The 22510-nt window shown below is 72.5% G+C and carries 12 protein-coding genes and 1 pseudogene; 3 read left to right on the top strand and 10 right to left on the bottom strand.

Features of this window, described 5'->3' with window-relative positions; genetic code table 11:
- Positions 1 to 63 precede the first annotated feature (63 nt).
- Positions 64 to 1518: an ATP-binding SpoIIE family protein phosphatase gene (locus tag ACZ4EF_RS08725; protein ID WP_401308339.1), complete on the bottom strand. Its 1455-nt coding sequence runs from the start codon at positions 1516 to 1518 to the stop codon at positions 64 to 66.
- A 281-nt stretch (positions 1519 to 1799) separates the two neighbouring features.
- Here ACZ4EF_RS08725 and ACZ4EF_RS08730 point away from each other — a divergent pair, with 281 nt between their 5' ends.
- Entirely contained in the window at positions 1800 to 2999 is a 1200-nt protein-coding gene (locus tag ACZ4EF_RS08730; protein WP_467503504.1) for a cytochrome P450 family protein, read from the top strand.
- A gap of 34 nt (positions 3000 to 3033) precedes the next feature.
- Here ACZ4EF_RS08730 and ACZ4EF_RS08735 read toward each other — a convergent pair whose 3' ends face one another.
- From ACZ4EF_RS08735 to ACZ4EF_RS08750, 4 genes are all read right to left on the bottom strand, one after another.
- Positions 3034 to 4917 (bottom strand): ABC transporter ATP-binding protein, encoded by a 1884-nt coding sequence (locus ACZ4EF_RS08735; RefSeq protein ID WP_467503506.1) that lies wholly within the window; start codon positions 4915 to 4917, stop codon positions 3034 to 3036.
- Positions 4914 to 6629 carry an ABC transporter transmembrane domain-containing protein gene (locus ACZ4EF_RS08740; RefSeq protein ID WP_391163166.1) on the bottom strand — a complete coding sequence of 572 codons (1716 nt, stop codon included), beginning with the start codon at positions 6627 to 6629 and terminating at the stop codon, positions 4914 to 4916. Before ACZ4EF_RS08740 ends, ACZ4EF_RS08735 begins: the two co-directional genes overlap by 4 nt.
- Positions 6630 to 6669: 40 nt before the next feature.
- Positions 6670 to 7569: a response regulator gene (locus ACZ4EF_RS08745; RefSeq protein WP_355341680.1), complete on the bottom strand. Its 900-nt coding sequence runs from the start codon at positions 7567 to 7569 to the stop codon at positions 6670 to 6672.
- A gap of 130 nt (positions 7570 to 7699) precedes the next feature.
- Positions 7700 to 8359 carry a TOPRIM nucleotidyl transferase/hydrolase domain-containing protein gene (locus tag ACZ4EF_RS08750; protein ID WP_391045843.1) on the bottom strand — a complete coding sequence of 220 codons (660 nt, stop codon included), beginning with the start codon at positions 8357 to 8359 and terminating at the stop codon, positions 7700 to 7702.
- A 328-nt stretch (positions 8360 to 8687) separates the two neighbouring features.
- Between ACZ4EF_RS08750 and ACZ4EF_RS08755 the strand changes: the two genes are divergently transcribed.
- Positions 8688 to 9635, top strand: coding sequence for a glycosylasparaginase (locus ACZ4EF_RS08755; protein WP_391045845.1), 948 nt, complete (start codon positions 8688 to 8690; stop codon positions 9633 to 9635).
- Positions 9632 to 10462: a M55 family metallopeptidase gene (locus ACZ4EF_RS08760; protein WP_467503509.1), complete on the top strand. Its 831-nt coding sequence runs from the start codon at positions 9632 to 9634 to the stop codon at positions 10460 to 10462. Before ACZ4EF_RS08755 ends, ACZ4EF_RS08760 begins: the two co-directional genes overlap by 4 nt.
- 169 nt (positions 10463 to 10631) lie before the next feature.
- Here ACZ4EF_RS08760 and ACZ4EF_RS08765 read toward each other — a convergent pair whose 3' ends face one another.
- The 5 genes and pseudogenes from ACZ4EF_RS08765 to ACZ4EF_RS08785 all read right to left on the bottom strand — a co-directional run.
- Entirely contained in the window at positions 10632 to 12449 is a 1818-nt protein-coding gene (locus ACZ4EF_RS08765) for a hypothetical protein (RefSeq protein ID WP_467503511.1), read from the bottom strand.
- A 270-nt stretch (positions 12450 to 12719) separates the two neighbouring features.
- Entirely contained in the window at positions 12720 to 13010 is a 291-nt protein-coding gene (locus ACZ4EF_RS08770; protein ID WP_467503513.1) for a hypothetical protein, read from the bottom strand.
- A gap of 115 nt (positions 13011 to 13125) precedes the next feature.
- Entirely contained in the window at positions 13126 to 14661 is a 1536-nt protein-coding gene (locus ACZ4EF_RS08775; protein WP_467503515.1) for a carotenoid oxygenase family protein, read from the bottom strand.
- Positions 14662 to 14899: 238 nt separating this feature from the next.
- Entirely contained in the window at positions 14900 to 18811 is a 3912-nt protein-coding gene (locus tag ACZ4EF_RS08780; protein WP_467346088.1) for a GH92 family glycosyl hydrolase, read from the bottom strand.
- 1091 nt (positions 18812 to 19902) lie between these two features.
- Positions 19903 to 22236, bottom strand: a pseudogene (locus ACZ4EF_RS08785) (GH92 family glycosyl hydrolase); the annotation flags it as partial.
- Between the last annotated feature and the right edge of the window lie 274 nt (positions 22237 to 22510).

Consider the following 22510-nt stretch of genomic DNA (forward strand, 5'->3'; position numbering starts at 1 on the left):
CGCACCGGTTCGTGAGATCGCAGCGCCCCTCGTCGGCTCCGGCCGACGGGGGGCGCTGCCCGTTCAGGCCCGGGCCGGGACGTGCTGCTCGACCCAGATCGTCTTGCCGTCCTCGCTGTAGCGCGTCCCCCAGCGGTCGGCGAGCTGCCCGATGAGGTAGAGGCCGCGCCCGCCCTCGTCCAGGAGTTGGGCGTGCCGCATGTGCGGCGAGGTGTCGCTGCCGTCGGAGACCTCGCAGATGAGCCCCGCGTCCCTGATCAGCCGGAGCGAGACCGGGCCGCGGGCGTGGGTGACGGCGTTGGTGAGCAGTTCGCTGACCACCAGTTCGGTGGCGAAGGCGTGGTCGGACAGGCCCCACTCCTCCAGCCGGGCCATGACAGCGGCGCGGGCGGCCGGGACGCTCTCCGGGAGCGCGGGGTACTCCCAGCTCGCGACGTTCGCGCCGTCCAGGGTCCTGGTGCGGGCCAGCAGCAGCGCCACGTCGTCGTCGTGTTCGGCGGGCAGCCCCGACCAGACGCGGTCGCACAGCGCGTCGAGGCTGTCGGTGGCGGGCAGCAGGGCCCGCGCGAGGGCGGCGACGGCCGCGTCGGTGCCCTGGTGGCGAAGGTCGAGCAGGCCGTCGGTGTAGAGCGCCACGACCGTGCCCTCGTCGAGGGTGAGGGTGCTGCTCTCGAAGGGCGTGCCGCCGACGCCGAGCGGCGGATTCTCCGCGAGCCGCTGGAATTCCACCCGGCCGTCCGGGTGGACGAACGCGGGCGGGGTGTGGCCCGCGCTGGCCACCGTGCACTGCCGCGAGATGGGGTCGTAGACCATGTACAGGCAGGTGGCGCCCAGCTCGCGGTCCGCGTCGTCGTCGGCGAGGCGTACCGCCAGGTCGTCCATGCGGGAGAGCAGTTCGTCGGGCGCGAGGTCGAGGTCGGCGAGGGTGTGCACGGCGGTACGCAGCCGCCCCATCATCGCCGCGGCGTGGATGCCGTGGCCCACCACGTCCCCCATGACGAGCGCGACCCGTGTGCCGGACAGCGGGATCACGTCGAACCAGTCGCCGCCGACGCCCGCCGCGGTGTCGGCGGGCACGTAGCGGTAGCTGGCGTCCACGGCGCTGTTGCGCGGCACCTTGTGCGGCAGCAGACCCTGCTGGAGCCCCAGGGCGATGTCGCGGCTGCGGGTGAGCTGCTGCGCCCTGACCCTGGCCTGGCTGATCAGGACGGCGACCACGGCGGAGGCGGCGAGGAACGCCAGCTTGACCAGCCACAGGTCGGTGCCCTCGGTCAGCCAGTGCCGCAGCGAGGCGTACATCGCGACGGTGAGGGCGCCGAGGACGGCGGTGACGGTGACCGAGTGCACCGCGGCGGCCAGAAAGGGCACGACCGCCAGGGCCAGCCCGAAGTGACCGTCGGGGGCGGTGCCGACGATGGCGGAGCCCGCTCCGACCAGCACGGCGGAGGGCACGACACGCGCGACGCGAGCGAGCAGGCGGCCGGATACGTTCGGCCCCCCTGCGTACACGACGTCCATTCCGGCCCACTTTCGGTTCGGCACGGCGCTGTCCCGCAGCCCGAGCCCATGACAAAAGCCTACGTCACAGACGTATCCGGTGATCCTGGACAGCGGTGGGGCGGGAGAACACGCGGGATACGGATGAGGCGCGCGCCGGGGCCAGGGGCGGGATCGCGCCGATCTCCCGGCGGGAAGCCCCGAACACGCGGTGCGACGGCCCGTGACGCCGTAACGTCCCCTCGGCACGCTGCCCAGCCTCCGGCCGGACTCCCGGCCGCTGTCCCCCGGGGAGGACACGTATGACCACGGACGCCGTCGTCGATCTCGGCGCGCTCGGCGAGGAGTTCAGACGCGACCCGTATCCGGTCTACGCGGAGCTGCGCGCGCGGGGGCCGGTCCACCGGGTGGTGATCCCCGAGGGCCACGAGGCGTGGCTGGTCGTCGGGTACGAGGCGGGCCGCGCGCTCCTCAACGACGCCCGGCTGTCGAAGGTGTGGTCCAACGCGGCGCCCGAACTGGGCGTGCGGACGGTGGCGTCCGGCCTGTCCATGCTGAGTACCGATCCGCCGGTGCACAGCAGGCTGCGCAAGCTGGTGGCGCGGGAGTTCACCCCCCGCCGGGTGGACGCGATGGCGCCGCGGGTCCAGGCGCTCGCGGACGGCATGCTGGACGCGATGGCGAAGGAGCCCTCGCGCCGCGGCGACCTGGTGGAGTCGCTGGCCTTCCCGCTGCCGATCTCGGTCATCTGCGATCTGCTCGGCGTGCCCTTCATGGACCGCGAGCAGTTCAGGACCTGGTCGAACATCGCGCTGTCCACCTCGTCGGCGCGGGCCAGGGCGGACGCGGCGGACGCGATGAACGACTTCCTCGTCCGCCTGGTCGCCGACAAGCGCGAGCGGCCGGGCGACGATCTGATGAGCGCCCTGATCCACACCGCGGACGAGGACGGCGACCGGCTCAACGCCGAGGAGCTGCTGGGCATGGCCTGGGTGCTGCTGGTCGCGGGCCACGAGACCACGGTCAACCTGATCTCCAACGGGGTCCTGGCCCTGCTCACCCACCCCGAGCAGCTCGCCGCGCTGCGCGCCGACCCGGAGGGTCTGATGGAGGGCGCGGTCGAGGAGATCCTGCGCTACGACGGCCCGGTGGAGACGCCCACCTACCGCTTCTCGACCGCTCCGGTCGAGGTGGGCGACACGGTGATCCCCGGTGACGGGCGCTTGGTGCTGGTCGCGCTCGCCGACGCCGACCGCGACCCCGCGCGCTTCCCCGACCCCGACCGCTTCGACATCCGCCGCGACGCCCGGGGCCACATCGCCTTCGGGCACGGCATCCACTACTGCCTGGGCGCGCCGCTGGCCCGCCTGGAGGCCAGGATCGCGCTGCGCGGCCTGCTGGACCGCTTCCCCGCCCTGGCGCTCGACGCGGACCCGGCCGGGCTCGAATGGCGCGGCGGCCTGCTCATCCGGGGTCCCGAGCGGCTGCCGGTGCGCTGGTGACACCGCCCCCGAGTGGCCCGCCGGTGACGGCGGGCTACTCGCCGTGCCAGGAGTGCCACAGCGCCGCGTAGCCGCCGCCGGCCGTGACCAGCTCGTCGTGGGTGCCCAGCTCGGTGACGACCCCGGCCTCCATGACGGCGACGCGGTCCGCGTCGTGGGCGGTCTGGAGCCGGTGGGCGATGGCGATGACGGTGCGGCCCTCCAGCACGGTCGCCAGCGCGCGTTCCGTGCTGCGGGCGGTGGCCGGGTCCAGCAGGGCGGTGGCCTCGTCCAGGATCACCGTGTGCGGGTCGGCGAGGATCACCCGGGCCAGCGAGAGCTGCTGCGCCCTGGCGCCGTCCAGGTGGCGGCCGTCGCCGCCCAGGCGGGTGTCGAGGCCGTCGGGCAGGTCGTCGGCCCAGCCGGTGTCGACCGCGTCCAGCGCGGCGCGCAGCTCCTGGTCGGTGGCGGCGGGCCGGGCGATCAGCAGATTGTCGCGCAGCGTGTCGCGGAAGACGTGGTGGTCCTGGGTGACCAGCACGATCTGGCGGCGCAGGCGGTCCGGCGGCAGGTCGGCGACCGGCACACCGCCCACGGTGACCGAGCCCGCCCGCGGCCGGTCGATCCCGGCCAGCAGCCTGCCGAGCGTCGACTTCCCCGCGCCCGAGGGACCGACGACGGCCAGCCGCTCCCCCGGCCGCACGTCGAGGTCCACGCCGTGCAGGATGTCGCCGACGAGGTCGTAGGAGTAGCGGACGCCGCTGACCTCGATCCGGTCGTCGGCCGGTACCGCGTCGGCGTCGGTGCGCGTACGCGGCAGCATGTCCAGGCCCTCGACCCGCGCGTACGAGGCGCCGCTGCTCTGCAACAGCTCGACCCGCATCAAGATCGTGTCCAGCGGCCCGACGAGCTGCCGCAGGTAGACCGCGGAGGCGACGACCGTGCCGAGCGAGACACCGCCGTGGTCGTACAGCGCGCCGCCGACGAGCAGCACGCCGAGGACGGGCAGCGCGTACGAGATGTCGACGCTCGGGAAGTACACGGAGCGCAGCCACAGGGTGCCGAGGCGGGCGCGTCCGGCGCCGGCGATGGCCGCCTCCGCCGTGGCGATCCGCCGCTCCTGGAGGCCGAGGGCCTCGACGGTACGGGCGCCGCCCGCGGTCGCGGCGAGGACTTCGGCGAGTACGGAGTTGGCCGCGCCCTCGGCGAGGTACGCGGTCCGCGCGCGGCGCAGGTACCAGCGGGTGGCGACCGCGATCACCAGCAGGCAGGACAGCCCGCACAGGCCGAGCAGCGGGTCGAGCACGAGCACGGCGACGATGATGAACAGCGCCTGCATGGTGGCGATCAGCACGGTCGGCACGTCGCTGCGCAGCGTCGTCGCCACGACGTCGATGTCTGTGGTGCCGCGCGCCGCGAGGTCGCCGGTCGGCGCGTGTTCCACGACGGCGGCGGGCAGCGCGAGCGTACGGTCCACGAAGCGCTCGCGGATCCGCGCGGCGGCGCGCTCGCCGAACTGGGCCGCGAGGTTGAGCGCGTAGCGCGACAGCACCGTCTGGACGACCGTGGCGACCACGATGGCCACCGCCAGCCGGTCCACGGTGGACACCGCGGCGTGGCCGGTCGAGCCCCTGACCGTGTCCACGATCCGGCCCAGCAGCCACGGGCTGACGAGGCCGGCCGCGGCGGCCAGCGCGTTGAGGCCGAGGACCGCGGAGAACGCGCGCTTGTCGGCGGCGAGCTCGCCGACGGCGGCGCGCCGCACCCGCTCCCGGTCGGCGACGGGGAGCGCGGCGGACAGGGCGGCGGGCGCCTGCCCGGCGGGCGGCTCCCCCGGCGCGGTCAGGACTTTGGTACCGGCGGCCGGGCGCGGGACGGGGACGCCGTCCCGCCGGGACGGCTCGGTGTCCGCCGCGGGCGGGTCGCTCGGCGCGGTCATCGGATCGCCTCTTCCTGTGCGCCGCGCGAGACCAGCGCGCGGTAGCCGGGCTCGGTGTGCAGGAGTTCGTGGTGCGGGCCGACCGCGACCGCGCGCCCTTCGACGAGGTAGACGACCTCGTCGGCCCGGTCGAGCACCAGCGGCGAGGTGGTGGTGACCACCGTCGTCCGGCCGGTGCGCGCGGCGCGCAGCCCGGTGGCCATCGCGGCCTCGGTGTGGGTGTCCACCGCGGAGGTGGGTTCGACGGCCAGCAGCACTTCGGGGTCGGCGCAGACCGCGCGGGCCAGCCGGAGCCGCTGGCGCTGGCCGCCGGAGAGGTTGCGGCCGCCCGCGCTGAGGGAGGAGTCGAGGCCCGCGGGCAGCGCGTCCACGATGTCGGTGGCCGCGGCCGTGCGGATCGCGGCGCGCACGGTGGCGTCGTCCGGGTCGGCGCGGCCCGAGACGGCCTCGCGGACGGTGCCGCTGAAGAGCGCGGCATCGTTGTCGGCGACCAGGACGCGCTCGCGTGTCTCGCGCAGCGCGACGGTGTCGAGCCGCAGGGCGCCCCACTCGGCGTCGGAGGCGGCGAAGCGGCCGAGGCGTTCCACGACGGCGGCGGTGTCGGCGGGGCGGGCGGAGGCGAGTGCGGTGAGGACGCCGGGGCGGACGACGACGCCGGAGAGCGGGTCGCGCAGCGCGGCGGGCGACGGCGGGGCGGCCACCGGGTGCGCGCCGTCGGACTGTTCCGGCGTCAGGGCGAGGAAGCCGGTCACGCGGCGGGCGGCGACCAGCGCGCGGGCCACGTCGTTGCCGCCCTCGATGAAGAAGAAGACCGGGACGACGAGCATGGCCGCGTAGCCGTACACCGCGACCAGTTCGCCGATGGCGAGCGAGCCGTCGGCCGCCATGCGCGCGGCGAGCCAGGTGACCAGGGCGAGGAAGAGGGCGGGCAGCCCGACGGCGAGCGCGCCGACCCAGCTGGTGACGGAGCCGACCCGGTAGCCCTGGTCGCGCAGCGCCTGCGAGCGGCGGCGGTAGCGGGCCGCGTAGACGTCCTTGCCGCCGAGGCCGTTGAGCACGGGCAGCCCGGTCGCCACGTCGACCAGCAGCGCGGTCAGTTCGCCCTGCTCGTCGCGGTAGCCGGTGCCGACCCGCTGGAGGCGGCGTTGCAGCGGGCCGACGGTGACGGCGACCATCGGCACACCGGCCAGCACCACGAGGGCGAGCAGCGGCGAGATGGACAGCAGCACGGCGGCGACCGCCAGATACGAGACGGCCGCGCCGATTCCGGGCCCGGTGACGGTCAACGACTGGGCGATCACCATGACATCGGCCATCCCGATCGCCACCACCTCGCCCGCGCTCATCCGGTGCGGCAGCGTGGCGCCCAGTTCGGTGGCCCGCCGGACGGTGGCGCGTACGACGCGGAAGGAGGCGTCCATCCGCACCTTGGTCATGGTGCGGTGCCGGGCGATGCCGATGAACGCGTTGAGCACCCCGACGCCGAACATCGCCGCGGCCCAGCCGAACAGCGCGGTGTGGTCGCGCGGTCGGAGACCGTCGTCGACGGCGCGGGAGAGCAGATAGGGCGGTACGGCCAGGCCGAGCATCCACACGGTGCCGAGGGTCGCCCCGGCCGCGACCCGGCCGGGCTGGTTTCTGACCAGCCACAGCAGGAAGCGGACAGGGCTTCGGATGTCCCCCGGGGTGGGTGGGGAGAAAGTGTCGGCCATTCCCGCACCCTATGCGGGGGTGCGGGACGGGTCCGAGCGGTTATTCGCCGGGCGCGGGCAGCGTGGCGGAGGTCTCCAGGAAGAAGGCGTCGATGCGCTGCACGGCCTCAAGGAAATCGTCCAGATTGACCGGCTTCGTCACATACGCGTTGGCGTGCTTCTGGTAGGCGTCGGCGATGTCGTCCGGCGCCGCCGAGGTGGTCAGCACGACCAGCGGAATGGAGCCCAATTCGTCGTCGTCCCGCAGGACGGCGAGGAATTCGCGGCCGTTCATGCGCGGCATGTTGAGGTCGAGCACGATCAGGTCGGGGCGCTCGTGCTCCGGGTCGCGCAGGTACTCCAGCGCCTCGATGCCGTCGCCGACGTGCGAGAGCTGCCGGGTCATGCCGCCCTCGGACAGCGCGTCCTCGATGAGCAGGGCGTCCGCGGGGTCGTCCTCGACCAGCAGGACGCTGTATGTGCGGCGCGGGGTGAGGGCGTTCATCGGGTCGCTCCTGATCATGAGGGGCCTCGAGGGGGGATTCGAGGTGAAGACGAGTCCTGGCCAGCGCCGCCGGGCGCCCTGCCGGGTGATGCCCCACGCCTGGCCGAGCCGCGGGTAGTTCGCGCCGAGCCGGACCGCGGCTGCGGCCTCCTGCGCCGCGCACCGGTCGACGGCACGCATGAGATGGGCCAGCACGCGCAGCCGGTTCAGCGGCGCGGCGGCGGGCTCGGGGTGCTGCCCCCACGACGTGTCGCCCGGCGCCAACTCGTCGAATCGCGCGGCCAGTTCACCGACGAGGTCGCGTACGGCGGCGTCGGTCAGGCCGGTCATGGCCCGCTCGACGGAAGCGGTGGGCTCAGCGGCTCGACCGGGTCCCGCGGCCTCGGCGGGAGGGGCGGGGACGGCCGCGGACTGCTCCCGGCCGCCTGGTTCGGTGGCCGTCACGGGGATCGGCATGCTCCGCATCCTAGGGAGGAGATCGACATCATGACAACATTGGTTGTCCAGGGGCGCGGGCACGGAGGGCGTGCGGACGCGACGAATCCGTCACCGTATGCGTGGCTCTGTCCGCAGGAGCGGTGCGCGGTCAGATGTGCGCGAGCAGCCTGTCCAGCGGGCGCGGGACCTGGTGCGGCTCCAGCGCGTCGACCAGCGCGTGCGCGTACTGCGACTTGCGTCCGCTGTGGGTGCCGATGAAGCGCCGGAGCTGGCGGTCGACCGGGCGCTCACGCTGCGCGGGCTGCTTCTGGAAGATCCGGAAGGAGCGCGCCTCGCCCAGTTCGGCCGCGACCTCCCGTACCGCGTCGGTGCCCAGGGACCGGATCAGTTCCTCCTCCAGGTCCGCGACGCAGACGTGGAAGCCGAGCGCCTCCATCTGCGGACGGTCGCGGGGCGAGCCGACGCCCGCGCGGTCCAGGGCGCGCAGGAAGTAACCCTCCTCCGCCTCGTCGCACAGGCCCGCCAGCGCCAGGTCGAGCCCTTCGGGGCCGACCAGGCTCAGGAAGCGTCCGATGCTCATGGCGCCGCCGAGCGGCACGACGACCGTTCCCTCGGCGGCCAGGTCCCGGCCGCGCCGGACCGCGAGCGCCTCGACCGCCGCCTGGTCGCTGGTCCCCTCGACCAGCACCGCGGTCCTCACGTGCGTGGCCGCGGCCAGCTCGCGCGCCGCCGCCTCGGCCGCCGCGGCTCCCGTACCGCCCGCGGCCCACTCCACCACCGCCAGGCCGAAGCGCGTCATCGTGTCCACGCGGCCCAGTCTCCCCCCGGTGCGCGGCGGCCCCCGCATGGTTTTTCGCGGCGGACGGCGGCCCCGGAGGGGTCCCGGCGCGGTCCTGGTCGGAGCGACCGGCGGGGTCCCGGTCGGAGCGCGGTCGGAGCGCGGGACCGGGCCCGCCCAAGGTCCCTTCCCCGGTCCCGGCGAGGCCGGGTACCGCGGCGCGGGCGGCTGGTGCCAGACTGCGCAGACATCCGGCGCTGCGTAGACGCGGGCGCGTATACGCAGGTCGGACGGGCGAAGCGGCGGGAACCCCCATACGACGGGGGCTCCGGCCGGTCAGGCACCGGACAGGAGGAACATGCCCGAAGCGGTGATCATCGGCAGTGAGCGCAGCGAGGTAGGACTGCCGACCGGGATGGACGTGCTGCGGCGCGGCGGCTCGGCGCTGGACGCGGTCGAGGCCGCGATGCGCCGCTGCGAGGACAATCCGGCGGACCATTACGTGGGCACCGCGGGACTGCCCAACGCGCAGGGCGTGGTGGAGCTGGACGCCTCCCTGATGCTGGGCTCCGGGCGGCAGTTCGGCGCGGTGGGCGCGCTCAAGGGGTACCCGAACCCGATCTCGGTGGCCCGCGCGGTGCTGGAGAGACTGCCGCAGCACAGCCTGCTGGTCGGCGAGGGCGCCGCGCTGTTCGCGCGGGAGTGCGGCTTCGACACCGCGGACCTGCTGACGGACGCCTCGCGCGAGCAGTGGCGCAAGCAGGTCGCCGACTCCCAGGAGTCGGTGGAGGGCGAGAACACCGCGGCGACCGACGGCGACGCCCGCTACCGGGAGAGCGCGCTCGCGCTGATCCGCCGGCTGGCCCCGCACGACGGCCCCTGGGGCACGATCAACATCATCGCGCTGGACGCGTCGGGCGAGATGTGCGTCGGGGTCTCGACCTCCGGCTATCCGTACAAGTACCCCGGCAGGGTCGGCGACTCCGCGCTGCCCGGCGCGGGCAACTGGTGCGATCTGCGCTCCGGTGGCGCCGCCTGCACCGGCCGCGGCGAGCTGAGCATGCGCGGCGGCACGGCCCGTACGATCGTCGACCTGCTGGCGGCGGGGCTCGATCCGTCCGACGCGTGCCGGGACGCGCTCGCCGACGCGGCCACCCTGCCCGACGAGTTCCGCTCCGAGCTGCGCGCGCTGGCCCTGACCCCCGACGGCAGGCACGGCGGCGCGGCCGGACAGGAGGGCAGCGTCTACGCGTTGATGACCGACGCGTCGACCGAGCCCGAATTCCGCCCCCGGACCGTGCTGTGAAGATCTTCGTCTCCTCCGACATGGAGGGCACGGCGGGCGTCGTCGACTGGTCGCAGTGCCGTCCTGGGCAGCCCGAGTACGCGTACTACCGCACGCTGCTCCAGGCGGAGGTCAACGCCTCGATCGAGGGCGCGGAAGCGGGCGGCGCGAACGCGTTCCTGGTCAACGACTCGCACTCCACGATGGCCAATCTGCGCCCGGACGAGCTGGCCGGGCGGGCCCGCTATCTGTCCGGCCGCCACAAGCCGCTGTACATGATGCAGGGCCTGGACTCCTCGTACGACGGGGTCTTCTTCGTCTCGTACCACGGCTCGATGTCGGGCGAGCGGGCCGCGCTGTCGCACACGTACAACCCGGCGGCGATCAGCGAGGTGCGGCTCAACGGGGTCGTCGCGGGCGAGAGCGGGATCAACGCGCTGGTCGCGCTCGGGCACGGGGTGCCGGTGCTGCTGGTCACCGGGGACGCGACGACGGCCGCCGAGCTGGAGCCGTTCTGTCCCGGCGCGGTGGGCGCGGTCGTCAAGTCGTCGGTGTCGCGGTTCGCGGCCGACAGCCTGCACCCGGAGGAGGCGCGCGAGGTGATCCGGGACGCCGCCCGCAGGGCGGTCGAGGGGCTGCCGTCGGCGGCCCTGCCGGACATCGCGCTGCCCGCGACGCTGACGGTGCGGATGCGCAATCCGGACCTGGCGGAGATGGCGACCTGGATCACGGGCGTCGAGCGGGATCCGGCGGACGCGGTGACGGTACGGATGACCGACGAGGATCCGGTGCGGCTCTACCGCACCTTCGTGACCGTCGTGCTGCTGACGCGCGGCATCGCGGAGTGACGACGGCGGGGCCCGGTCGTCCGGGCCCCGCCGTGTCCGCGCGGGTCGCGGGCCGTCAACCGCCCACGGCCTACTGGTTCGGAAACCCGCGCCTCGGAAGCTCAGGTCTCGGAAGCTCGCGCCTCGGAAGCCCGCGCCTCGGAAGCTCGCGCCTCGGAAACCGGGCGCCTCAGAAACTCAGCGCCGAATCGCGCACCACATAGGCGCACTCCGTGTAGATGTAGCCGCTGCGGAGCTTGACCGTGTCGCTGCCGGGCGTCGCGGAGTCGCCGGAACTGGTCGACTTGTGCAGGAAGTACGTGGTGCCGACCGGCAGATTCAGCGTCTTCTTCGGGTAGTTCCTGCCGCTGTTGTTGCACGCCGAGGTCTGCGCCGACGCCTGGCTGGAGTACGTCTTGCAGGCGCCGCAGCCCTTGAGCGTGAAGCTGCCGGTCACCGGTCCGGTGAACAGCACCTCGACCTGGTCGGGGCTGTCGTTGCTGACCGTCACGGAGATGCTGCCGCCGGAGTCCTTGGTCGGCATGCGCTTGCCCGCGGCGGGCACCGTCACGGCGACCTCGGCGGCGATGGCGAGCTTCTTGGCGTACGCGGTGTTCTTGTCGCGCGGGTACTTCTTCACGAAGTCGCGGATCTTGTCCAGCGCGCTGCTGAAGTCGCCGCCTTTGTACTCGTGGACGGCGCAGGTGTAACTGCCCGACTGCACATAGGTGTCGGCCCGGCGGGCGTCCTTGTCGAAGGCCGCGGCCACGCCCGCGTCCCCGCCCTTGAGGTTGCCCGCGCGCACGCCGAGGGCGCGCACCTTGTCGGTGGCCGCGCACGGGTCGCCGCCGTTCAGGTCCCTGGCCGCCGCGTCGATGGTCGACTTGAAGGCGGGCTCGACCTTCGCCGCCTGCGGCGACTTGGGGTACGTGGAGAGCAGGTCGCTCAGATACCCGTCCTTCGCCTCCGCGCCGCTCGCGTCGGCCAAGTCGGCCGTACCGCACGCGTACAGCGAGGTCGCGAGGCGGTCGTCCGGCCATCCGGTCAGCGTGCCGAGGGCCTTCTTGTCGAAGTGCTCGGGCACGGTCCGCAGGTACTTCAGCGGCTCGATGGCGTCGCAGTACCTCTTCTGCTCGTAGGGCGTGCCGACCGCCGTGTAGTACGTGGTCAGCCGGTCGGGTACGCGCTTGGCGGCGCGGGAGCCGCCGTGGTGGTCGCTGAGGTCGCGGTACGCGGCCAGCGCCGTGGTGTAGTCGGTGCGCGCCTCGTCGAACGGCTTGCTCTTGGCCGCCTGGACGAGCTGGTCGGCGGTGTCGAGCCGGTCGAGCAGCATCTTCTGGGTGGCCTCGTCGCGCGCGCCGTCGTAGTAGACGACGCCGCCGACGGGCGCGGCGAGCAGCACGAGGCCGAGCACGATCGCGACGGGCGTCCGCGGCGGCCAGGACAGCGGGGTGCGCAGGCCGCGATAGGCGCCGTGCGCGGCCGCGAGGACGAGGAAGACGGCGTAGGCGACGACGACGCCGCCGGACACGCCGTCCGCCGTCGCGGGCAGCGCGACGAAGAGCAGGACGCCGGTCGCGACCAGGCAGGCCGCCGTGGCCAACCAGCGGCGGGTCAGCGCGTAACCGATGCCGAGGCCGCTGAGATTGAGCAGGCCGACGGCGACGGCCCGCAGCGCGTTCGCCGGGGCGGGCGGCGGCGCCGGTGGTGCGGGCGGGCCGGCCGGGAACCCGGGCGCGTAGCCGGACGGATATCCGGACGGGATGCCGGGCGGCGCGGCGGGCTGCCGCGGCAGCCAGGCCGGTGGCGCGGGCGGCGGCGGGGGCCCGAAGCCCTCCGGTGTGCCGCCGCTGCCCGGTGTGCCGCTGCCGCTCGGTGCGTCGCCGGCGCTCGGCGTACTGCCCGCGCCTGGTGTGCCGTCAACGCCCGGCGCGTCGGCGCCGTCCGGTCTCCCGCCGCCGCCCGGCGTACCGCTGGCGTCCGCTCCGTCCCGCTGGTCCCAGGTCATGGCGAATTCCCCCCTGCTCCTGCGCGGACGGGATCACCGCCCGTCGCGCTTCCCCACCCACCGCGGGCTCGCCCGCGCGTCCGGCCGCTGGAGGACAAGACGCGGGTGCCGACGCGGCAGTTCCCGCTCGGCGCGGGACACGCGCGTACCCGCCCGTGCGGTATGCGTGCTCTTCTGCGCGTGCGCGCACAGCTCCGCGTGCTGCTGTACGTGCCGCTCCGTGTACGGCCAGTATCGGGGGCCGGGGGCATACGCCACAAGCGAGTTGGATCACACCCCGTGCGGGGTCCCGAGGCCGACGCGGCGCAGCGTCGTGGACGCGAGGGCGACGACCGCGGCCAGAAGACAGACGGCGGCGAAGGCCGCGAAGAGAACCCCGGGGCCCCAGGCGGCGACGGTGAGGCCGACCGCCGGGAAGAGGACGGGGGCGAGCCCGAGTGCGCACAGGGTGGTGACGGCGGTGACGCGGCCGAGGTAGCGGGGTTCGGTGACCGTCTGGACGAGGGCGCCGGTGAGCGTCGAGGTGAGGCCGCTGCCGACGCCGACGACCGCGCCGAGCACGACGGCGGACGCCAGCGTGGGGGCATAGCCGAGAGCGGCGGTGCGGACCGCGCGCCGCCCTCTCCCGTCAGACCGTCGCCGCCCTCCCCCGTCAGACCGTCGCCGCTCTCCCCCGTCAGACCGTCGGCACCCAACTCCCGTGCAGGCCGAGCGGAATGGTGGCCGGGAGATGGATCCTGGCCAGCGGGGCGGCCGTGAAGTCCTGGGCGGACAGGATGACGAGGTCGGCCGCGCCCCGGTCGGGGTTGTGGACGTAGGACAGGACGTAACCGTCGTCCTCGGCCTTGGCGTGCTCGTGCGCGGGAACGAAGACCGGCTCGCTGACGGCCGCGTCCTTCGGGAAGCGGTGCGTCTGGGTGGTGCCGCGCAGCAGGTCGTGCTTGATGAGCGCGTTGCCGAAGTGGGTGTCGGGCGGCACGCCGTCCAGCGTCTCGTACGCCGTCCACATCGCGGCGGCCGTGGCGGCGTAGCCGTAGCGGTGGCGGCGCGAGACCAGGCTCTCGCGGATGCGGGGGAACTCCTGCGGGCGGTCGTCGATCCGCCGCGGGCGGGCCCGGCCGCGCTCCAGGTCGATCGTCAGCCGGTCGAGCCGGGGGGTGCCCAGCGCCGAGGGGCCGTCGCCGAGAGTGCCTCGGCCCGCCGCGAAGAACGGCGCGGGGAAGGTGATGAAGTCGACGACCACCGAGTGCCCGTCGTCGTAGGCGTTGAGCGTGTGCGAGTAGTACGAGCCGGGGTCGGCCTCGAACCAGCGGACCCGGCCGCCCCGGCGCGGCATCACCCCGACCCGCGCCGGGTGCTTGTCGTTCCAGACGTACGGCACGATCGCGCCCGCCTCGGCCGCCGCCGCGTCGAAGGTCACCGGGGTGTCGAAGATGATCACATACCGCTCGGTGAGCGCGAAGTCGTGCATCATCGGGCTGTCCGCGACCAGAATCCTCGTGGTCCGTACGACCCTCCCCGTGTGGTCGATCACCAGATGCCGCACATGGTCCCAGGTCGGGTAGTACGTGATCGCGTGCAGTTCGTCCGCCCGCTCGTCGTACTTGGTGTGCGCGGTGAACGCCCCACTGAGCGTGCCGCCGAAGTCGTACGGGCGGACGGTGTTCAGCTCCTCGTCGAGTTCGTACGGCGTCGGGCCGCTCTCCTGGACCGCGAGGACCTTGCCCTTGTACGGGATCACGTGGGTGTTGTTGGCGAAGTCGTCGTCGGGCACGGGGCCGTGGTAGGGCTCCCCCAGTTGCGCGGCGACGCCCGCCGACCTCACCCACCGGTTGCGGTACCACTCGGCGCGGCCGTCCCTGAGGCGTACGCCGTGCACCATGCCCTGGCCGAGCATCCAGTGGTGGGTCCGCGGGTCCTCCAGGCCCAGCACATTGGGGCCGTTGCGCAGATAGCGGCCGTCGAGTGCGGCCGGGACGCGGCCGGTCACCGGCAGGTCGAAGGCGGTGACCTCCTCGGTGGCAGGTGCGAACGCGCCCTTGAGGAAGGGGTAGGGCACGGTGCCGCGGCGCGCGGCGCCGGTCCCGGTCCGCCGCCCGTCCGAGCGGGCCTCGGCGACGCCCGCGCCGCTCAGGGCGACCGCCCCGCCGATCGCCGCCGCCGCGCCCCCGCGCAACATCGTCCGTCGTGTGCACCGCGTGAAATCCGTCATCGGTCCGACTCCCCGTCTCCCGCTCTCCGGTCAGGTCGCCGCGACCGCGGCGCCTTCAACGACCCTCCCGCGCCGCGGGGTTCCGGGTCACTGCGGCCCGCGCCCGAACGGGGGTGGGGGCAGCCCCACCGGGACATCCCTGATGCGGGCGCCGAAGAACCGGGGCCGGGAACGCGGCCGGGGGCCGCGACATGGTGTCGCGGCCCCCGGTCTCACACGGGTCGTACGGACCTGCGGGTCAGTGCCCGTGGCCTCCCTGCCCCTGCTGTGCCAGCAGTTCCACCTCGGTCAGCGTCGTGGACGCGGCACCGTTGTTGGCGGTCACCACCAGGCGGTACGTGGAGTACGCGCCGGGGTGGGCTATCTGGAACGGCCGGGTCTGGAGGCGGCTGTCGAAGCTCTCGCCACTCCTGGAGTCCAGCGTGCTCCAGTGCTTGCCGTCGGTGGTGCCCTGAAGCTGCCAGCTCTTCGGGTCCTGTGCCGCGGTGCTGCCGGAGGTCAGGGTGTAGAAACCGGCCTGCTTCTTCGCCGAGCCCCCGGTGAAGGCGTACTGCACCGTCGGGTCGGCGGCGGGGAAGGTCACCCCGGTCTTCGAGGTGTTGTCGAAGAGCGCGGCGACATCAGTGCCGTCAGCGGACGTCGCGGTGCCGAGGTCGGGCCCTGTCAGGTCCGCCAGCGGCTGCGGCGCCTTGCCCGCCGGGGTCAGCGACGCGGGCAGCGCGTTCTTGCCCGTGCCCCACTTGGACGGCTTGGAGCCCATGGTGAAGTCCAGGCGCGCACCGGACGAGAGCTGGCTCTGCGTCAGGTACACCTTGTTCCACGCCTTGCCGTTGACCTTCAGCGACTGCACGTAGATGTTGCTGCTGCTGTTGTTCGGCGCGTTGACGACGATGCTCTTGCCGTTGTCCAGGTGGACCGTCGCCTTGGTGAACAGCGGGGAGCCGATCACGTAGTTGTCGCTGCCGACCTGGAGCGGGTAGAAGCCCAGCGCGCTGAAGATCTGCCAGGTGGCGGTGGCGCCGTTGTCCTCGTCACCGGGGAAGCCCTGGCCGATCGAGCTGCCCGTGAACAGCCGCCGGGTGGCCTCGCGCACGACGGCCTGGGTCTTGGCCGGGTCGCCCGCGTAGTCGTACATGTAGGGGATGGCGAACGACGGCTGGTTGCTCAGGCCGAGTTCCCCCATCCGGACGTCGCGGGCCTCCAGCATCTCGTGGATGGTGCCGCCGTAGCCGCCCGCGTCACCGTCGGCGGTCTCCTGGGTGTTGAAGAACGCGTCGAGCTTCTTCTCCAGGCCCTTCTGGCCGCCGTAGAGCGCGGCGAGGCCGTTCGGGTCCTGCGGCACCGTGAAGGCGTAGTTCCAGGCGTTGGTCTCGGTGTACTCGTTGCCCCACTGCTGCGGGTCGTACTGGGCGTCCGGGACGCGCCACGAGCCGTCGGCCTTGCGGCCCTCGAAGAAGCCGACACCGGTGTTGAACAGGTTGGTGTAGTTCTGCGCGCGGCCCAGGAAGTACGCGGACTCCTCCTGGTAGCGCTGCCGGTCGGCCTTGGAGGTGTGCGGGTCCTTGGCGAGCTTGGCGGCCATGGTGGCGATGCCGTAGTCGTTGATGTAGCCGTCCAGCGACCACGAGACGCTGCCGTCGACCGAGGTGTCGGTGTACCCGGTGAACACCGAGGTGTCCAGGCCCTTGCGGCCGACACCGCCCGCGGTCGGGAACACGGTGGCGTTCTTGACCGCGGCCTCGTAGGCGGCCTTGGCGTCGAAGTTCTCCACGCCCTTGGCGAAGGCGTCCGCGAAGGCGACGTCGGAGCTGGTGCCGGTCATCAGGTCGGCGTAGCCCGGCGAGGACCAGCGCGAGATCCAGCCGCCGTCCTTGTACTGCTGCACGAAGCCGTCGGCGAGTTCACCCGCGGTCTTCGACTCCAGCAGCGAGTAGGCGGGCCACTCGGTGCGATAGGTGTCCCAGAAGCCGTTGTTGACGTAGACCTTGCCGTCCACGATCTTCGCGCCGGTCTCGGTGGGCGTGTTGCTGCCGGTGGCCTTGGAGAACGGGCTGGCGTACTTGTACACCGGCTTCTTGGCCGTACCGGTGTTCTCGGAACCGGAGTTGGGGTACAGGTTCATCCGGTACAGGTTCGAGTAGAGCGTGGTGAGCTGGTCGTCGCTGGCGCCCTGGACCTCGACCTTGCCCAGCTTGGCGTTCCACAGCCGCTCGGCGCTCTTCTTGACGCTGTCGAAGGACGTGCCCTGCGGGATCTCCAGGTCCAGGTTCTTCTTCGCCTGGTCGGCGCTGATGAACGAGGTGGCCAGGCGCATCGTCACGGTCTTGCTCTTGGACGTGTCGAACTGCGCGTAGCCGGTGACGTTGTCGCGGCCCTGTCCGGTGACCTTGGTGGCCGTGCCGGGGGTCCGGTCGAACTCGGCGTGCACGAACATCCGCGTCGCGGCCTCGCCGCCGCCGATGTTGACGTCCGAGAAGCCGTCCAGGGTGCCCTTGGCGGCGTCGAAGGTCAGGCCGCCGTTGTTGTTCACGTTGTCGAAGAGCAGGTCGCCGTTGTCACCGGGGAAGGTGAAGCGGTAGACGGCGGAGTGGTCGGTCGGTGCTATCTCGGCCTTCACGCCGTTCTTGAACGTGACGCCGTAGTAGTGCGGCTGCGCGACCTCGTCCTTGTGGTCGAAGGCCAGCGCCCGCTTGCTCCGGTTCAGGTCCGGGGTGCCGGACACCGCGGACGGCATCACCTGGAAGGTGTCGCGGTCGCCCATCCACGGGCTGGGCTCGTGGCTGATGCCGAGCGCCTGGAGCGTCGGCAGGTTGTCGGCGTTGTTCTGGGCCGCGTAGCTGTACTCCCAGCTCGTCGAACCCGCGTCGGTGACCGGCGTGAAGAAGTTGAAGCCGTTCGGGACCGCGGTCAGCGGCAGGTTGTTGCCGCGCGAGAAGGAGCCGGAGGCGTTGGTGCCGCGCCGGGTGTCGACGTGCTCGGCGTAGCTCTTGGCGGTGGGCGCCGGGGCGGCGCCGATCGTCAGGTCGTCGATCCACCCCTTGAACTGGGTGGACGCGCCCGCCTCGGAGCTGCCGGCCGGGTCGTCGTAGCCGAGCAGGACCCGGTCGATCGTCTTGCCCGCGGCGACCTTGCCGATCGCGGAGACCACGGCGTTCCACTGCGAGGCGTAGAGGATCTTGCCCGCGCCCTGGCCCTGCGGGCTGAGCGGGGTGCCGTACTCGTCGAGCGCCGGGGTCCGCAGCTTGCTCAGGTACGTGCCGTCGGTGAAGTGCAGGTCTATGGAGGCGTACGTGCTCGGGTACTTCAGGTCGCCGCCGGTCAGCTCGGGGAATATGTCGTACGAGAGCTGGGTGTTGCGGCTGACCGGGATGCGCACGTCGTAGAGCTTGTTATAGGCGTGCACGGCACCGGACTTCGTGTGGGTGCCCGAGTACTGGAGCGCCTTCAGGCCGCTGAAGCCGACGCTCGGCTTCACATTGGGCCCGGAGGCGGGGCCCTTGCCGATCTCGGTGGTCATGCCCGCGACGGGCGTCGGCGCCGGGGAGCCGTCGGACAGGATGAGGTCCGCGAGCTGCACGATGTCGCCGCTGTTGTTGGCCGAGACGTTCAGCCGGTAGTAGCGGTGCGGTGCGGGGTCGGCGACGTCGTAGATGTTGGACTTGTACCGGCCGCTGAACTTCACGCCGCTACGGGTGTCCACCGTCGTCCAGGTGCTGCCGTCGTCGGAGCCCTGGAGGGTGAAGTCCTTCGGGTCGCGCTCGGGCGAGTCGTTCGCGGACGTCAGCGCGTACTTCTTGACCGTCACGTCCTCGGACAGCTTGTACTGGAGCCAGCCGGTGTTCGCGAAGGTGAGCCACTTGGTGTTGGCGTCCTCGTCGGCCGCGTTCTTCGCGACCTCGTTCGGCGGATTGTCCGAACTGGCCGTGACCTCGGCGATCTTGTCCTTGACGCTGCCGGCCAGCACCGGGAGGGTGCCCGCGGTCACGCCGGAGACCAGGGGGTTTCCCTTGGCGTCGGTCTCGGCGGTGCTGCTCCACGTGGGCTGCGTGTCGCCGGACTCGAAGGAGGTGGTGAAGGCGGGGGCGCCGCCCGACTTGGCCGCGTCCGCGTCCGCGTGCGCCACGGCGGACGCGGGCACGGTCAGGGTCATCGATACCGCACCTGCCAGCAATGTTCTGGTGAGGGTGCGGCGAAGTGGGCCACGTCTCATGGGTGTTGCCTCTCTGCTTGCGGCTCCGGGTCGTGCTCCGGGACGTTCTGTTACAGGTGCGGGTGCCGCTGTGGGTACGGGTGCAGGTTCGGATACGGGTTCGGGGGCGTCGCTCGTCACGCGTCACGTCCGCTGATCGCGTACAGCGCCAGCCGGGCGTCGTCGGGCAGGGTGAGGGAGACGGCGGTCTTCGCGCTGTCCAGCGGGACCGCGATGTGCCAGATGTCGACCCCGACACCGTCGGGCGCGCCCTGCTTGTCGTAGCGGGAGTCGGCGTGGATCGCGGCGTCCTCGCCGAGCCGGGGGGCGCCGGCCGCCCAGTCGGTCGCGGTCAGGGTGACGGGCGCGGACGTGCCGTCCGAGTAGTGCACGGTGGCGGCGCCGGTGACGTCGCCGTGGTGCGCGGTGAGCAGCACGTCGAGCGCGGAGTAGGAGCGCCGCACGAGAGCGACGCTCTGGCCGTGCGCGGTGGCGAAGTTGGCCGCGGCGCCGGTGGTGTCGGGGAAGGTGTAGGCCCGCCCGCCGAGCACGCCGGGGCCCGGCGCCGGGAGCTGTTCCGCGGGGAAGCTGGTCCCGGTGCCGTCGAAGTCGGCGCCGGTCGCGCCCGCCGTGCCGACGCCGTCCACGTCGTACTGCGCGGACAGGTCCTGCGGGCAGTACCCGCTGCCGCCCTGGCAGGTCGAGGTGGCGACCGAGACCGGGACGGTCCTGGTCACCGAGGGGCCGCCGGACTGCGTGACCTTGACGGTGACCTGGTAGGTGCCGTCGGGGGTGCCCGCCGGGGCGGAGATCCGTACCGGCACCACCTTGGTGGTGGGCAGCGTCCCCGAGTCCACGCGGAAGCCGCTCGTGCGCGGGCTCGCGGTGAGCCCTTGCGGCGCGCTGACCGTGACGGTGCCCGAGACCTTGCCGGGCGCGGTGAGGACGGCGGAGACGTCCACGTCCGTCCCGGGACCGCCCGCGAGCACGCCGGGCGCGGCCGGGGAGAGCGACGCGGCGGTGTGCCGTACGGGCGCCGCCACGTGGGCGGGCGCGGGCGGCCCGTCGTTCTTGCCGGTGCCCCAGCTCGACGGCTTGGCGCCGACGGTGAGCGAGAGGTCCTTGCCCGCCTTGATGTCCCGGGTGCTGATGTACGTGGTCCGCAGATTCTTGCCGCCGAGCCGCGCGGACTGGATGTACCGGTTGGTGTCGGTGCTGCCCGGAGCGGTGATCGTCATCTTGCCGCTCGGGTAGTAGTGCCGGTCGAGGGCCAGGTCGACCCGGTCGAAGACCGGCGTGGACAGGCCCCACAGGTCGGTGCCCGGCGTCATCGGGTAGATGCCGATCGCCGAGAGCACCTGCCACGACGACATGGTGCCGAGGTCGTCGTTGCCGGTGACGCCGTTCGGCGCGTCCGTGAAGAGGGTCAGCCCGGCGTGCACCACGTCGGTGGTCTTCCACGGCTGCCCGGTGGACAGGTACGTGTACGGGGAGCTGAGGTCGGGCTCGTTCTGCGGGTTGTACTTGTCCTGGTTGTAGTACGAGTACGGGCCGTTGACCCAGACATCGCGCGCGGTGCCCGCCGGGTCCTTCACCAACTGGTCGTAGGCGAAGAAGGAGTCGAGCCGGGCGTTGGCGGTCGCGTTGCCGCCGATCAGATCCACTATCCCCGGCACGTCCTGCGGGACGAGCCACATGTACTGCCAGGACGTGCCCTCGTGGAAGCCGACGCTGGAGGCGGGGTCCGCCGGGCCGACGAAGGCGCCGTCGGTGTTCCTGGCCCGGAAGAAGCCGGTGCTCGGGTCGAGGATGTTCCGGTAGTTCTGACCTCGCGTCAGATAGCGCCGGGCGTCCGCGGTGTGGCCGAGCGACCGCGCCATCCCGCCCAGGGCGGCGTCGGCGAGCGCGTATTCGAGCGTCGCGGACGGGCCGTGCTGGAAGTCGTTGTCACCGGGCTTGCCGGGCCGCGCCGGGTCGTACGGCACATAGCCGTTCGCCAGGTACTCGACGTCGGCCTGCCGGCCCGCGGACGGCGAAGAGGCGGGCGGCACGGTGTCCGCGTGCTTCTTCAGCGCGCGGTACGCCTCCTCCTCATGGCCCTTGAGCAGGCCCTGCCGGTAGGCGTCCACCAGGAACGGGGTCACCGGGTCGCCGGTCATGATGTTCGTCTCGGCGGTGGCGTACCCCCAGCGCGGGAGCTGTCCGCCCTCGTCCGCGACGCGCAGCAGCGACAGCGCCATGTCGCGGGACTCGCTCGGCGCGAGCAGCGACAGCAGTTGCTGCTGGGTGCGGTAGGTGTCCCACAGCGACCAGTTCTGGTAGTACGTGATGCCGCCCGCCGGGTGCACCTTGTCGTCCCAGCCGGTGTAGCGGCCGTCGACGTCGCTGCCGACGTTCGGCGCGAGGAAGGAGCGGTAGAGCGAGGAGTAGAAGGTCCGCTGCTGCTCCTGGCTGCCGCCCCGCACCCGGATCCGGCCGAGCCGGTCCTGCCAGGACTGCCGCGCGGCGGCGGCCGTCGTGTCGAAGGTGCCGCGCCCCTCGGCCGCGAGGTTCTTCGCGGCGCCGTCCTGGCTCACCCACGACAGCGAGGTGACCGCGGTGACCTGCTGGTCCTTCGTGGTGTCGAAGCGCGCGTAGGCGCCGCCGAGCCCGGTGGAGGTCGAGGTACGGCTGCCCGCCGTCACGGTCTTGCCGCTCCACGTCCCGTACGACTGGAAGGGCCGGTCGAAGCGGGTCTCGGTGTAGACCGTGTACGGCTGGGTGTCCTGGCAGAAGCCGCGGCCGGTGATGGCGGTCAGCACTGTACGGTCGTCGAGCACGGTCACCGTGCTGCTGGTCACCTTGTGCAGCGCCTGGCCGCTGTTGAGCAGCACGTTGGCCTGGTCGGTCGCCGGGAAGGTGTAGCGCTGCCAGCCGGTGCGGGTGGTGGCGCTCAGTTCGGCGGTGATGCCGGTGTCGAGCTCGACCTTGTAGTAGCCGGGGGAAGCGGTCTCATCGGCGTGGCTGAACTTCGCGGCGTAGGCGGCGTCGTCGGTGGCGGTGATCGCACCGGTCGTCGGCAGTACGGGCAGGTCGCCGCCGAGCCCGCAGCCCACGCCTGACAGGTGCACGGAGCTGAAGCCGCGGATGTGGTCCTGGTTGTAGTCGTAACCCGTGTTGTGGCCGGTGTCGGGCGAGAGCTGCACCATTCCGAACGGCACGGCGGCGCCGGGGTAGGTGTTCCCGTCGTCCTGCGAGCCGATGAAAGGGTTGACCAGGTGCGTGAGATCGCCGCCGGCGGCGGCGGAACCGCCGTCGGCCGACGCGGTCTGCGCGGGCAGCGTCGCCGCTCCGGCGGCGAGCAGCGCGGTGAGCGCGGCCAGCGCCGCGGAGCGCAGACGCGGCATCCGTGGAGTCATTTTGTCCTCTACTCGTTTGACAACGTTGTCAGAGCACACCTGGGATACAGGTGGTGGGAGGCACGGGGACATGCCAATGAGACGTCAGGAATCTTTGCCCGAAGAGCCCCTGGCGTCAATGGCGCAGCGCAGGATGATCAAAGGACGGGGTGCATACCCCCACAATGGCGGGTATTTGTCTGTCAAATCCCTTGAATCGGCACCGACTCGGCAGAGGACGCGGTCGCCTTGCGGGCATTTTGTACCGAGTTGGGCGAATTCG

It is taken from the genome of Streptomyces sp. NPDC025721, from assembly GCF_055558595.1.

Excerpts from the sequence above, each read along its gene's own strand:
- ACZ4EF_RS08725 (WP_401308339.1), bottom strand. The coding sequence starts at position 1,518 with ATGGACGTCGTGTACGCAGGGGGGCCGAACGTATCCGGCCGCCTGCTC.
- ACZ4EF_RS08730 (WP_467503504.1), top strand. The coding sequence starts at position 1,800 with ATGACCACGGACGCCGTCGTCGATCTCGGCGCGCTCGGCGAGGAGTTC.
- ACZ4EF_RS08735 (WP_467503506.1), bottom strand. The coding sequence starts at position 4,917 with ATGACCGCGCCGAGCGACCCGCCCGCGGCGGACACCGAGCCGTCCCGG.
- ACZ4EF_RS08740 (WP_391163166.1), bottom strand. The coding sequence starts at position 6,629 with ATGGCCGACACTTTCTCCCCACCCACCCCGGGGGACATCCGAAGCCCT.
- ACZ4EF_RS08745 (WP_355341680.1), bottom strand. The coding sequence starts at position 7,569 with ATGCCGATCCCCGTGACGGCCACCGAACCAGGCGGCCGGGAGCAGTCC.
- ACZ4EF_RS08755 (WP_391045845.1), top strand. The coding sequence starts at position 8,688 with ATGCCCGAAGCGGTGATCATCGGCAGTGAGCGCAGCGAGGTAGGACTG.
- ACZ4EF_RS08765 (WP_467503511.1), bottom strand. The coding sequence starts at position 12,449 with ATGACCTGGGACCAGCGGGACGGAGCGGACGCCAGCGGTACGCCGGGC.
- ACZ4EF_RS08775 (WP_467503515.1), bottom strand. The coding sequence starts at position 14,661 with ATGACGGATTTCACGCGGTGCACACGACGGACGATGTTGCGCGGGGGC.
- ACZ4EF_RS08780 (WP_467346088.1), bottom strand. The coding sequence starts at position 18,811 with ATGACCCTGACCGTGCCCGCGTCCGCCGTGGCGCACGCGGACGCGGAC.